We start from the raw sequence: 12,487 nt of genomic DNA on the forward strand, positions 1-12,487 counted from the left end.
ATTAAATAGAATAGGACACGGCACTGCCGTGTCCCTACGGTTGAGATTCTTCAATCTCAAATCTAAAATCCTACAAGAGGGAGAAATTGTGGACAAACGCGAAGAAATTACGATCGCAGAATACCAAGCAACCGCCGAATCTTTCCTGCAAGGAACATGGCATCACGACGTATCTCAAAATCGATCCGCACTGACCGCTGTCATGCCCCGCAATCCGGGTAAAATTCTAGATATAGGATGCGGCCCAGGACGAGATTTAGTAGCGTTTAAAAGCCAAGGACACACAGTTGTAGGCTTAGATGCAACCCCGGCTTTTGTAGAAACAGCAAAAAAGTTATCCGGCTGCGAAGTTTGGCAGCAATCTTTTCTGAATCTCGACTTACCAAAGGCAGAATTTGACGGTATTTTCGCCAATGCTTCCCTGATTCACGTTCCCAGCGACGAGATGGTGAAAGTGTTGCAAAATTTGCACAAAGCCTTAGTTATTGGCGGTGCAATTGTCATGTCAATGTGCCGGGGAAATTGGGAAGGCTACGACGAGCGACCGACCGGAAAACGCTATACTGCAGGATGGGAATACGAAACTTTAGCACCTTGTTTAGAACAAGCAGGATTTGCAATATTCAACCACTACTACCGCCCCCCCGGCTTACCGCGCGAAGCTCAATCTTGGGTAGTAATCGTGGGCAAAAAAAATCTAATATAAATCAGCAATTGCCAATCTTTCCCCTCTCTTCCTCTGCGCCCTCTGCGCCCTCTGCGGTTAAAAAAAAACGAATTCAAAAATGCACAGAGAATTGCTGTATAATACTCCCCAGTCAAATACACCAATTTCTGCACAAATTAAAACCAAACTTATATGACAGAAAATTTCCACGTTTTTTTAGCAGGTGCTAGCCGAGGTGTTGGCTTAGAAATCGCAAAATGTCTCGTAGCACAAAAGATGCAAGTAACTGCACTTTTGCGATCGCCCGAAACGCGCACTGAATTAGAAGCAATGGGCATCAAAGTCATGAGTGGCGACGCTTTGGACGCTGCGGCTGTAGAAGCTGCGATGGCTGGAGGCGAACCAATTCATGCCGTAATCAGCACCGTTGGCGGCTTGCCAAAGGATGGGGAAAGAGCCGATTATTTGGGCAACAAAAACTTGATTGATGCGGCCGTTAAAGCAGGCGTACAAAAATTTATTTTAGTTTCATCCATCGGAAGCGGTAACACTGCCTCTGCTTTGCCACCGCAAGCTTTAGAAACTTTGCGCCCGGTGTTAATTGAAAAGGAAAAAGCGGAAAATCATTTGATAGCAAGCGGGATGATTTATACTGTGATTCGTCCGGGCGGATTGAAATCGGAACCTGCGACGGGGAACGGTGTTTTAACGGAAGATTGTCGGGTGGCGGGAACGATTCACCGGGCGGATGTGGCGGATTTAGTTTGTCAGTGTTTAGTTTCTGATGCTGCTAACAATAAGGTTTTGTCGGCGGTAGACAAGCAAATGGTTTATGGCAATTTAGAATATGAGGTATTAGGTTTGAAATAAAAAGGCTATTAGTTCGTAGTACGGACTTTAGTCCCCAAATTGGAGCGGATTAAAGTCCGCACGCGCGATCGATCGAACTGTTTTTGCGATCGCGCGTGCGGATATTATATTGTCTACGATCGCCCGAATGGTTGAATCAACGATCGCCCGTTAGCGAAGCCCTCGAAGAGGATCGCCCAATCCAACACCAAACGCGCGATCGCAAACAATACCACGCTCTCCACCGCACCAACCGCAAACGGCAATAACTCCTGCAAACCAGGTATTTCCCCCGCCTCAAAAGAAAGTCCCGCATCCAACTGTCCAAAAGCCCGCACCAGCCCAAAAGCCAACACCACGCCAGATTTAAGGTGCGGGTTAGTATCGCGCCGGATAGCGTAGCGGTAGGTAACGCCGAATAAGAAACCGCCCAAAAGCACCATCACTCCTCTGAAGGCAAAATTTAGGTCAACGGCTATTACCTGCAAGCTCGTCAGAGAATCCCACCAGCGGGCTAGGATTAAGCTGTTAACCAGGGCGATCGCCCCAAAACCAAAAAAACAAGACAAAGCAGCAACAGTCCCTGCTTTCAAAGATTCTACTCGTTCAGCGAAACTAAAATTTGACGAGTCCTTCACAACACCCTCATTTCAAAAATGGCTCAAATTGACTTATCATCAGAAAATTGGGTAGAAACCCCGTCCTTTTAGGACGGCTTTATATTACAATATAATTGGTCAATGACCCACTCGCGACTATGTGAACATAAACCCTAATTAATAAGTTTGCGACAACCGCAACGGGAAAGAAAAATAGGTAGACCGGGAAAAGAGGATAGGGCAATGGTAAACATCCCTAGAATCAAAAGTACGAAGAATTCCGTTTGGTATTCGACACGTAAAAACCGCAGGGCTTGCGGGGTTAGTCTGTGGAGCGAACATAAGACCAAATCTCTTTGAGGGTGGAGGCAGTTGCATTCGAAGCAGAAATTCAAATCGTGAGGTTTGGGAATCCCCGTACCGACCGGGCGGGGTGGATGTCAAAAGGGTTGAAGTCACTTTGTACAGTTAGTTCAATAAATAGCTATGGATATTTTGTCACTCGGTTGGGTTTCGGTGCTAGTTCTGTTCTCCTTCTCAATTTCAATGGTAATTTGGGGCCGCAACGGTTTCTAGATTCCAGATGCAGACGGCGGTTGGAACCGCGTCTGCACCTAGAAATGCTCGCCTTTTCCACCCCAGGCATTAACCGCAAATCTATCTCAAGACAGATACAGACTCAACTTTAAAATTCTATATTGGTAATTGTAGAGTTTATATAAAAAATCATGAACATTGAAAACAGAGTGGAAGCTACAGCTAAGAATATTGAAGGCAAAATCCAAGAAGCTGTAAGCGAAGTTACAGGGGATCAAAAAGATAAATTAGAGGGTCAAGCCAAGCAGGACCAAGCCTCAGCCATGCACCTGAAAGAAGACCTCAAAGATAAAGCAAAAGAGATTGTAGATAAGGCTTAGTCACAGTATTTGCTAAATTTTTCCTGCCTACTCAATCCAGCAAACATATTGTTTGCTGGCTTTTTTTTGCTCGCCCAAACTTGTAGGATGGTTGAAGGGGAATTAGTGTCAATAAACAGGTCAAACCATTCATAAATCTCGCTTTTGGCTGAGGCCAGATCCCCCTAAATCCCCCTTAAGAAGGGGGACTTTGAGGAGAATCCTGTCCCCGCGACTGTGATGGGGGTCACGAGAGACGCAAGATGCTCTTCCGCGACTATGTGGGGGTGACGGAGACGCAAAATGCTCTTGTCCCCCCCGACCTAAGGGGCGTTAGGGGGGATCTGGCCTAATAGTCAAACAGTAGACCGCTACTACATAAGACGTGTTTGTTGACACAAATGTCAGGGAAACACCTCGCTACACCAAGAAACTAACACACCCGCCGAGTCCCTCAAAATCGCTGCCAATAAAAAAGCTAGGGATTGATATCCCTAGCTCGAAACATAGCACAATTAGTTTTTAGAGTTGGCGCGGGCGATAGCTTTTTCCAAACCCACCTTACCCGCTGCCACCTAAATTAAATTAGCTGAATATCAGTCACCGTCAAGCCCGGTTTGCCGTTGAGGTTTGCCAGTGTAACGGCTGGCAGCGCTCCTGAACCGTCAGGGTCGTACAGCAAGCGACCTGTGTTGTCGTTTAGGTTCAGTCGATTTTCATAGATCAGGAGTGGTGATTGCCCATTTAGCCCGCCCTGACCGTTGTATGCCCCTTCGTCAATCACTAAGAACTGTTGGGAACCAGGTCGGCTCGGTCCATTCACTGTACCCAAGCCGAAGGCATTGCTATCCAAGACTATTTTGTCTACGCCGGCAGTAAAATCACCGATCTGGTCTGCGTTAGTACCGCTGAAGCCCTCGGTGCCGTTTTGGTAGTAGAAGCTGTCACTGCCGAAGCCGCCAATCAGCGTGTCTGCACCGGGCCCGCCGCCGAGAGAGTCGTTGCCGTCTCCTCCGATCAAATAGTCGTCTCCAAAGCCGCCCAACAGCGTGTCGTTTCCACCACCAGCATTTAAGGTATCGTTCCCGTCAATTCCTGCGGTAACAAGATTGGTGGGGCCGCCGAACAGTATGTCGTCGCCAGCACCGGTAGTAATCGAATCATTGCCGTTGCCGCCGGTGATGAAGTTGCTGCCTAAGTTATCGGTAATCACGTTTGTGGTTGTGATACCGCTAAAGTTGACACCGACAGCGTAGGAGATGGTGTCGTTACCGCCAAATGAGCCAATTAATCGATCGCCCGTGCCACCAAAAATGATGTTGTCATTTCCTTCACCGCCGTTCATGAAGTTGGTGACACCGGAGGTGCTGTTGCCAATTAAGAAATCATTGCCCAGGCCGCCATCGAGACTAATCCGCCCAGTATTACGGGCAGAAGAGGCATCGATCGTATCGTCGCCATCTCCACCGAAGGCTTGAGCAAAGAAGCCACTCAAGGTGTCATTGCCACCGCCACCGATCATTGTGTCAGTCGAAAAAGCTGCAACGATGGTATCGTTGCCCTCGCCGCCGTCGAGCAAGTTCCGACCCGCAAAGCCTGGAAATGAACTCTGCGCGCCTACGCTCGAAAGCACAGTCACCGTCGCAGATGTAATGAAGTCGTCGCCTGCTCCTCCCAAGGCGGTATCCTGCGTAGCAAAAACCTTGATCGTGTCGTTGCCGTCGCCGCCGTCATAGAAGTTTCTGCCGGTGCCAAAGTCGCCGATCGCGCCGTAGAGGGAATCGTTGCCCCCACCGCCGATCAAGGTGGTTTTCTCAATGCCGATCGTGATGACGTTGGAAGCAAACGGGCTTGTTTGGGTAGTGTTGGTAATAACTAAAGTATCGTTGTCAAGATCGCCCGACAAGTAGCTGCTGCTGGCGACACCTGTCAGGGTGTCGTTACCTTTACCGCCGAAGAGACTGTCTCTCTGATTGATACCTACAACCAAGTCGTCGCCCAAATCGCCCCGCAAGTAGTTGCTGCCTTCGTTGCCAGCGAAGCCAATAGCCAAGCCACCGGGTAAAGAAAGGTTGTTGCCGCCCCCTGCGATGAAGAAGCCGATCGCGTCATTGCCCTTGCCGCCGTAGAGCGAGTCTCTTCTCTGCGCTCCTCCCAAGATCGTATCCGCGTCCTCATTACCAAATATGAGGTTAGCTTCGACAGTACCTTGCAGGAAGTCTTCTCCCGCACCGCCGTACACGGTAGCGCGGGCTTCAGCAACTATGGTGTCTGAGCCTCCGTCGCCAAACAGCAAGGCGGGAGTGCGCTGGGATCTGATGGAATCTTCGTCTTCGCCGCCGTATATGGTATCGTTCGGGCCGACGGAAACCAAGGTATCGTTATCGCCTTGACCAAATATTAAACTGCCGCCGAGGGTGGAAGTTCTTACGAAATCCGCTCCGGCTCCGGCGAATATTGTATCGGGCCCTAGTCCGGGAAGGTTTAAATCTAATTGATTAGGATCGTCACTTAAAGTTGTCATACAGCTTCACTCCTCATACTTGTTGGTCATCGCTTTCGCGACTACAGACACTGCCTAGAACACCGAATGTTTGGATGCCGCTGTAGTTTAACCTGTTTGCCAGCCGCAAGTCTAGCCTACTGGCGTTAACCGTGTCTAGACTTTCTCCCTCCCCGACTTTTTGCTTGTAAGCTTTTATTTTCAATGTCTTCACCCTTGAATAATCCTTGTGGGCTGTCTCTGATGCTCACGCTCAAGAAGACGCACCTCATTTTATTAATGTTCCATTCTGGATTTGCGGTCGGGGATCGCCTCCAGGGAAGGAAATTCAAGATTAAGATAGGTCGATCGCTGCGATCGCCAGACAATGAAAAGTCAGGGATTGGTTACTTAGTAACAAGGCTTTGTGGCAATTTCCGGTTTTTCAGGCAGGGCCGTTTTTAAATCAATACGGTTTCATTAAGATCGCTCCTTAGCTTGTTCCCTAGCTTCCGTTCAAAATGGGGTGACAAGAGTTTTCTCTTGCTTCCCCTTTTTTTTGGGGAGTAGGGGTCGAGTAGGGCTCTCTTTGGAAACAAACCCTGTTAACTCAAGCGTATTGGCTTTTAAATAACTGGCGCGGAGTTCAATCCGAGCCACTTTGGGGTTTAAAAGTCTACACCCCGTTTGAATTCTACGCCCCGATCGCCGTAGTGTTTGTGACAGTATACCTCGGAGTGTACGCTGGCCAAGTCATGGTCAGCGTGGGGTTTGTGACAGCGCCCGGTGATAATGATTTCAGTATCGCGGGGCTTCTGCAGTAGGGCTTGGACGATCGGCTCTACCGACAGCAGTTCTAAGTCTACTGTGGGATTGAGTTCGTCGAGAACGATAGTTTTATACTAGCCGCTGGCGATCGCCATTGTAGCAATTTCCCAGCCGCGTTCTGCTTCTATGCAGTCTAGCTCTTGCTGTTGTCCCCGCCAAACTATAGCATCTGCGCCGCACCGCTGGCGATCTACTAACGGCGGCTAACTTGGCCGTACCGCTGGCGATCGCCGCATCTTCTGTTATTTGAGTCTTTCTCGGGGTGGGTACTGGGGTGGGTACTTCGGATCGCGCGCCTTGAATGTTGAATGTTTCCATTGTGCAGGCGGATCTCAAAAGATTATAGGATAAGTGCTAAACCACCTGATGTTCAAAAGGGCGATCGATCGAAGGATCTTGAGGGCTAAGACCAGCAGCTCTTGATGATTCCGCTGGTGCTGTACAATTAAAATCTCACCCGGGATGATATACCTGAAAGCTTATGATTGCAAATGTTTTCCCATTTCGGATTGTTTTGGTGCAAGTTTTAATTATATTTTTGGCGATCGCGATCGAATCGTGGTTTCTGCAAAAACTACTGAAACTCGGCCCCAAAACCAGCGTTGAATATACAGCCATCCTCAATCTCGCTTGCACTTGCGTAGGTTGGTTAGTTTTCTTCGGCATAGAAAGCATTCTTCCCAAAGATTTGCGGGAAGAGCTAATCGGTTATATGTTATTAGGCGGAAATCCGAGTCTTTACCCTACCCTAACTATGATTGCCGTATTATTATTGGCGATCACTTTTTTAGCGAAATGGCAGAGTTTACAAATTATAGAAAACTGGGTTTCAGGTAATAAAAAAGCTTCCAAGCCTCAGTTTTTAGGGCCCCCGACTCTCACCCGCCGTCCTCTCAAAAAAACTTTTCAAGTAACTACCCAGTTTGGAGCAGTTTTAATTGCCCATACTGTTAGTAATATCGTTATTTTAACAGTGTTGTTTGTGGAAAGCGTCAATAATTGAAATATATGATGAAGCAATTTTTGGATGTCACTCAGCAACTCACTAAGGTGACGAACAACCTGTGGGAAGCCAATAAAAAAGTTCAAAAGGCGATAATTCCGCCTAGAGTTGTCCACTGGAAAACTCCTTTACTGCTCAGCATCTTTTTAGGTTTGCTGGCAGTGGCGGCAATCACTGACTGGCAGACAAGAACTCTGATGTTTGATATGAGCTGGTTATTTTTTATACTTTCAATGGGTTTGCTGACCAGCCAAGCACCTTTTGTGATTAAAGGAGTAAGCCTGAGTCCGTGGGTGACAAGCATCTTAATTGGATTGTGGTTGCTGATCAGATTGCCGTCGGACAAGAAGGAAATAGCCTGGATATCCGGGCCGATTATAGCAGTAGTAGTTCTTGCAATAATCAGGGTTTGGAAGAGCGATTCAAAACGGGAAAGTATCAGAGAGTTGATGCGCCCTCAGTTTTTGATGATTGCTCTAATTCATGTGACATTTTCCTGTTGGTTTACATTTCATTTTTTAGTTCAAAGTTGGATACAACAGTATCCGAGCATTTTATCGCAGGATTTGAGAAAAAGCGATTATGTGGTGACATTTCAACAGCCAACTATTAATCGTTCCCGAGGAGTTGTCATCCTCAATGCAATGGAGCGATACGTAAAAAATGAAGCCCGCACCAAACCGTGGCCGCAGGTTGAACAAATGTTAATAGATATTGACAATGAGCGATTTTTTCTCAAAAATAAAGCATTAGGAACAATTGGGACAGTCCCAGAAGATGGTAGCTGGGATGTCAAAACTTCGATCGTTCAAGGACAGTCGCGCTATCAGTTAGAGATGCAAGCAACCTGGATGGGGCTGGTTTTTCGACCGGAAATATATTCGTTTACCAAGTCTTGCGAGGTGTTCGATACAGCCAATCGGGCGACTGTAACCTGCGACGCTATCAAACGCTCAAAACCCGGACTCAAAAAAGATGGAACTGCCGGAGACGCTCAAGTTTGAGCCAGTCTCTGGCGGTTGGGAGATGGGGAGATTGACCCGCAAGCCGAAGCCAAGCTTCGGGAGCATCTGGTGTTTTGCGTTTAATTATAGTGCGAGCTTAAGAACTCGCACTATAATAAAAAAGATGCTTTTTACAAAAATGAGATGCTCCCAAGCCTTCTTCCTTCTTCCTGATGACGTTGGACGGAAAGCAGTTGCCAGTTGTCAGTTGTCAGTTGTCAGTTGTCAGTTGTCAGTTGTCAGTTGTTACCAATAACAAAGAACAAATAACTAATAACAAATGACTAATGACTAATGACTTCTTCCTTCAACTAAAATATGACGAAAGTTTCCAGCGGGTTTATAACTAGATGAATTTGAGAAGAATATTGACAGTCGCAATTAATGTATTTTGGGAAGTAATTCGCGATCGCATCCTTTACATAATTATTATTTTTGCTCTCTTGATGGGAGCAGCGGTACGCTTGATACCCGAATTGGCCGCGACAACCGAGAAAAAAATTATCTTAGATATCGGTTTGGCTGGTATGAGCATTCTCGGTCTAATTGCCACAGTGTTTGTGGCTACCGAACTGGTCAACAAAGAAATTGAAAAGCGGACTGTTTACCTATTAGTTGCTAAGCCGATAAGTCGGGCTGAGTTAATTGTAGGCAAGCACTTAGGGCTGTCGGCGGTGCTATTTGCGCTTGTAGCGGCCATGACTGTTGTCTATCTGGTTATTTTGAGTTTTAGCCGGATTCCTTACCCTTTGGAAAGCATTTTAATTGCTTCGCTGTTTATTTGGTTTGAGCTGTGTCTCATGGCTGGTGTCGGGATTTTATTTGGGGTGTTTAGCAGTTCGCTGCTGGCAGCTTTACTGACATTTGGCGTTTATTTGATGGGACATTCGACGCGGGATTTGGTGGCTGTAGGTAAGTTAACTAAAAATCCTGGCATTGAACAATTGATGATGGGACTTTATCTGGTTTTGCCGGATTTAGCCAGATTCAATTTAAAAAATGATGCTGTTTACGGACAAGTTCCTTACTTGGCGGGTTTGATTACAGATGCTGGCTACGGTTTGCTGTATGTGGTGGTGCTGCTGTCAGTTGCGATCGCCATATTTTCCCGCCGGGAATTTTAAAACGTGCATTGGGCACCGCCGGGACAATGGTTTGTACTGAGGACTCAAGTCCTGACTACAAACCTATTTTGCGCTCGAATTAGCGCGCTAAGATATAGAGAAGGTTGTCGATCGCCCATCTCGACTAAAACTCAAATTTTTATGGGTAAAATGAGGTGACTTATGACTGCTGTAATTCAAAAACCGATATCGCAGCTAAAGATTACTTGGCCCCTGCTGGCCGATGATTTTATCCTACCAGATGACCCTGTAGACGATACAGACCATCCCTTGCTAGCTCACGGTTTGCGCCAGTCTGTAGTGGATTCCCCGGAACTAATCCAAGACGCACTAATAGTTGCTAATTTTGCTTTGTGCGCGGCTGTGGACGATCGCACTATTTGCAAAGCCCCAGACTGGATGTACGTGCGGCCAGTGCAACCTTGGCCCCACAGCTATCCGCGCCGCAGTTACACGCCTCATACCGAAGGAACAGTTCCCTTTGTAGTGATGGAATTTTTGTCAGCTACTTACGGCGATGAATATTCTGTCGAACACACGGAAGAAATCGGCAAATGGTTTTTTTACGAACAAGTAATCAAAGTTCCTCGCTATGTGATTTTTCGACCCCATACGGGCAGAATAGAAGTTTATGCGCTAGAATCCGAGCGTTACGACAATCAAAATCCAGATGAAAACGGGCGTTATTTGATACCTGGATTAGATCTATTTTTGGGAGTTTGGGAGGATCTCGCGAAGGTAGAACGGGCTCTTGGCTGCGCTGGTGGAATGCGGAAGGAGAGTTACTTTTGTGGCCGGAAGAACGGGCGGAAAACGAACGCCAGCGGGCGGAAAACGAACGCCAGCGGGCGGAAAACGAAAGTCAGCGGGCCGATCGCCAACAGCAAGACAAAGAGTTAGCCGAGACGCTGCTGGAACAAGAAAGACGGCGAAATCAAGAACTTTTGGCGAGATTGGCAGCCCTCGGTATCGATCCAGAATAGCACGAGAAGGAAGTTCGGCCGCAGATGTAACGGATGTCAAGAAGCGGGAAGAAGGCAACAGATCGCGATCGGCTTTGTTGATATCTTTTTGTTTAGTCTGGTTTTTTGCTCCTGTGTTTATAATGTAACAAAAAGTTGAAATTATGTTAGCTCAAAAATTAGAACAATTAAAAGATATTTTCGCGCAGATGGAACGGGCGCTGATTGCCTACTCTGGCGGAATTGACAGCACTTTGGTGGCAAAAATTGCTTGGGATGTTTTGGGCGATCGCGCTTTGGCAGTTACCGCAGTTTCTCCGTCTCTACTGCTAGAAGATTTAGAAGATGCGCGCATTCAAGCAGCAGAAATTGGCATCGCCCACGAGGAAGTCGAAACTCAGGAAATGGCAAATCCCAATTACACTTCTAATCCGGTTAATCGCTGCTATTTCTGCAAAAGCGAACTGCACGATACTTTGAAACCGCTAGCACGAGCAAAGGGTTATCCTTATGTGGTGGATGGGGTAAATGCAGACGATTTAAAGGATTACCGTCCGGGAATTCAGGCTGCGAAGGAACGCGGCGCGCGATCGCCTTTAGCAGAAGTCGGCATGACTAAATTTGAAGTGCGGCAGTTAGCAAAAGAATTGGGTTTGCCTTGGTGGGACAAACCGGCTCAACCTTGTTTGAGTTCGCGCTTTCCTTACGGCGAAGAAATTACTGTTGCCAAGTTGCAAAGAGTGGGGCGCGCCGAACGGTATTTGCGGCAGTTGGGGCTAAAGAATTTGCGAGTGCGATCGGATGGAGATACGGCGCGAATTGAACTGCCGGCGGCGGAGATTCAGGAGTTTGTGATAAATGCGGATTTGCCTGCATTGGTGGCGGTGTTTCAGGAGTTTGGTTTTGTGTACGCGACTTTGGATTTGGAGGGGTTTCGCAGCGGCAAATTAAATCAGGTTTTACAACCTGAATTGTTGGCGGCGAAAGGTTAATTAAGATGTGGGGCGGGTTGACAAATATTCGGGAGGTAGCTGACAGATTGTTGGTGAAACTTGCCCTACAAATATTAACCGCAACAGTCGCATCACGATTTCGCTAAATTTGCAGAAATCCTGACTGCTGGTTAAAGCAATGGCATAAACTAAAGTAGCAGCAAAAGTAGCAGCAATTTGTATGAAAGTTAAATTTAAATTAATCTCGGCCGTCTTGGCTTTGTTGTTGTCGGCGTACATCCCTTTTCGGGGGTTGGCTAACCCGCAACCTTCGGGGGACACTGTTAGTTCTGCACTCTGGTGGCAAGCTTCGGTTTACAATCAGGTGCAGCAAATTAAAGAGCAGCAATATGAAGGTTGCGTGTGGGGCGATTCTATTTCTTCAGCCCTGGGCGATTCTTTGGGAGAAAAAAACTTTAATTTTGCGATCGGCGGCATGAGCTCTGTTTCGCTGCTAGAACAGCTAAAATTGGTAGTGCCACAGGGCTTTACCTGCAAAAAATCGATTTTGGCGATCGGCACAAATGATGCTATGTATGGCATTGGCGACGAGCAGTTTGTCAGAAATTTGAAAGAGGCGATCGCAATTATGCGCTCGATCGGCAGCAAACAGATTATTCTAATTCCTGCTTTTTATTCAACTCTTGTCGCCAGCCACAATCCTAAATTTGCAGGAACAATTGCTAGAGTTGACGAAATCAATGTTCTCATCAATAAAGTAGCAGCCGAAGAAAATATAACCGTGGAATCTAGCGGCATACAAGCCTTATTTAAGGACAAAGCTCTAAATACAGATTTAACAATTGATGGCGTTCACCTCAATGCCAAAGGTTTAGATATATATAGAAAAGTTTTGTTAGATATTTTAACTCCTCCCTTAACAACCCGCAAATTTTTTGATAGAAAATCTGTTTGAGTTATTACTTTTAACCCACATTCAGCAGATGTGATTCATCTTACGGGTATTTTTGAAAAATCAAAGCCAGCATTTTTTTAGTCTAACTTTTTTAAGTTTAATTTCTATTTTGTGTGAAAATTAGTAGACAATATCTCAAGTTAAATCCAGGTGTTTTTCTGTGAC

General features: G+C 46.6%; 14 protein-coding genes. 10 read left to right on the forward strand and 4 right to left on the reverse strand.

Annotated elements, in window-relative coordinates:
* The first annotated feature begins 88 nt into the window (after nt 1-88).
* Nucleotides 89-706: a class I SAM-dependent methyltransferase gene (locus QUA01_RS19320; RefSeq protein WP_333091879.1), complete on the forward strand. Its 618-nt coding sequence runs from the start codon at nt 89-91 to the stop codon at nt 704-706.
* Between the two features lie 153 nt (nt 707-859).
* Nucleotides 860-1,537 (forward strand): SDR family oxidoreductase, encoded by a 678-nt coding sequence (locus QUA01_RS19325; protein WP_333091877.1) that lies wholly within the window; start codon nt 860-862, stop codon nt 1,535-1,537.
* Between the two features lie 113 nt (nt 1,538-1,650).
* On the opposite strand, the gene QUA01_RS19330 is transcribed toward QUA01_RS19325, so the two are convergent.
* Nucleotides 1,651-2,154 (reverse strand): hypothetical protein, encoded by a 504-nt coding sequence (locus QUA01_RS19330; protein ID WP_333091875.1) that lies wholly within the window; start codon nt 2,152-2,154, stop codon nt 1,651-1,653.
* A gap of 447 nt (nt 2,155-2,601) precedes the next feature.
* On the opposite strand from QUA01_RS19330, the gene petN reads away from it, so the two are divergent.
* The gene (gene petN / locus QUA01_RS19335) at nt 2,602-2,691 is read left to right on the forward strand and encodes a cytochrome b6-f complex subunit PetN (protein ID WP_071883976.1); all 90 of its coding nucleotides are present in this window, start codon (nt 2,602-2,604) and stop codon (nt 2,689-2,691) included.
* A 152-nt stretch (nt 2,692-2,843) separates the two neighbouring features.
* Complete coding sequence (locus QUA01_RS19340) at nt 2,844-3,032, forward strand: CsbD family protein (protein WP_194066876.1); 189 nt, start codon at nt 2,844-2,846, stop codon at nt 3,030-3,032.
* 559 nt (nt 3,033-3,591) lie between these two features.
* Here the strand turns inward: QUA01_RS19340 and QUA01_RS19345 are convergent.
* The 3 genes from QUA01_RS19345 to QUA01_RS19355 all read right to left on the reverse strand — a co-directional run bounded on the left by QUA01_RS19345 (nt 3,592) and on the right by QUA01_RS19355 (nt 6,639).
* Nucleotides 3,592-5,535 (reverse strand): calcium-binding protein, encoded by a 1,944-nt coding sequence (locus tag QUA01_RS19345; RefSeq protein WP_333091872.1) that lies wholly within the window; start codon nt 5,533-5,535, stop codon nt 3,592-3,594.
* Between the two features lie 626 nt (nt 5,536-6,161).
* Nucleotides 6,162-6,386 (reverse strand): cob(I)yrinic acid a,c-diamide adenosyltransferase, encoded by a 225-nt coding sequence (locus QUA01_RS19350; RefSeq protein ID WP_333114286.1) that lies wholly within the window; start codon nt 6,384-6,386, stop codon nt 6,162-6,164.
* 4 nt (nt 6,387-6,390) lie between these two features.
* A complete protein-coding gene (locus tag QUA01_RS19355) occupies nt 6,391-6,639 on the reverse strand; it encodes a hypothetical protein (protein WP_333091870.1) in 249 nt (82 codons plus the stop codon).
* 163 nt (nt 6,640-6,802) lie between these two features.
* Between QUA01_RS19355 and fraC the strand changes: the two genes are divergently transcribed.
* The 6 genes from fraC (at nt 6,803) to QUA01_RS19385 (ending at nt 12,322) form a co-directional block, all read left to right on the forward strand.
* Nucleotides 6,803-7,324 carry a filament integrity protein FraC gene (gene fraC, locus QUA01_RS19360; RefSeq protein ID WP_333091868.1) on the forward strand — a complete coding sequence of 174 codons (522 nt, stop codon included), beginning with the start codon at nt 6,803-6,805 and terminating at the stop codon, nt 7,322-7,324.
* 5 nt (nt 7,325-7,329) lie between these two features.
* A complete protein-coding gene (locus tag QUA01_RS19365) occupies nt 7,330-8,328 on the forward strand; it encodes a DUF5357 family protein (protein WP_333091866.1) in 999 nt (332 codons plus the stop codon).
* 350 nt (nt 8,329-8,678) lie between these two features.
* Nucleotides 8,679-9,452, forward strand: a complete 774-nt coding sequence (locus QUA01_RS19370; protein WP_333091864.1) for an ABC transporter permease — start codon at nt 8,679-8,681, stop codon at nt 9,450-9,452.
* Between the two features lie 162 nt (nt 9,453-9,614).
* Entirely contained in the window at nt 9,615-10,352 is a 738-nt protein-coding gene (locus tag QUA01_RS19375; protein ID WP_333091863.1) for a Uma2 family endonuclease, read from the forward strand.
* 226 nt (nt 10,353-10,578) lie between these two features.
* Complete coding sequence (larE, locus tag QUA01_RS19380; protein WP_333091861.1) at nt 10,579-11,406, forward strand: ATP-dependent sacrificial sulfur transferase LarE; 828 nt, start codon at nt 10,579-10,581, stop codon at nt 11,404-11,406.
* Nucleotides 11,407-11,587: 181 nt separating this feature from the next.
* Complete coding sequence (locus QUA01_RS19385) at nt 11,588-12,322, forward strand: SGNH/GDSL hydrolase family protein (protein ID WP_333091859.1); 735 nt, start codon at nt 11,588-11,590, stop codon at nt 12,320-12,322.
* The last annotated feature ends 165 nt before the right edge of the window (nt 12,323-12,487 follow it).

Source organism: Microcoleus sp. S36a_B3 (assembly GCF_036700745.1).
Classification (GTDB): domain Bacteria; phylum Cyanobacteriota; class Cyanobacteriia; order Cyanobacteriales; family Microcoleaceae; genus Microcoleus.

Coding starts and splice junctions, on each gene's coding strand:
- petN (WP_071883976.1), top strand. CDS start 2,602: ATGGATATTTTGTCACTCGGTTGGGTTTCGGTGCTAGTTCTGTTCTCC.
- QUA01_RS19345 (WP_333091872.1), bottom strand. CDS start 5,535: ATGACAACTTTAAGTGACGATCCTAATCAATTAGATTTAAACCTTCCC.
- QUA01_RS19375 (WP_333091863.1), top strand. CDS start 9,615: ATGACTGCTGTAATTCAAAAACCGATATCGCAGCTAAAGATTACTTGG.
- QUA01_RS19340 (WP_194066876.1), top strand. CDS start 2,844: ATGAACATTGAAAACAGAGTGGAAGCTACAGCTAAGAATATTGAAGGC.
- QUA01_RS19355 (WP_333091870.1), bottom strand. CDS start 6,639: ATGGAAACATTCAACATTCAAGGCGCGCGATCCGAAGTACCCACCCCA.
- QUA01_RS19385 (WP_333091859.1), top strand. CDS start 11,588: ATGAAAGTTAAATTTAAATTAATCTCGGCCGTCTTGGCTTTGTTGTTG.
- fraC (WP_333091868.1), top strand. CDS start 6,803: ATGATTGCAAATGTTTTCCCATTTCGGATTGTTTTGGTGCAAGTTTTA.
- QUA01_RS19365 (WP_333091866.1), top strand. CDS start 7,330: ATGATGAAGCAATTTTTGGATGTCACTCAGCAACTCACTAAGGTGACG.
- larE (WP_333091861.1), top strand. CDS start 10,579: ATGTTAGCTCAAAAATTAGAACAATTAAAAGATATTTTCGCGCAGATG.
- QUA01_RS19325 (WP_333091877.1), top strand. CDS start 860: ATGACAGAAAATTTCCACGTTTTTTTAGCAGGTGCTAGCCGAGGTGTT.
- QUA01_RS19370 (WP_333091864.1), top strand. CDS start 8,679: ATGAATTTGAGAAGAATATTGACAGTCGCAATTAATGTATTTTGGGAA.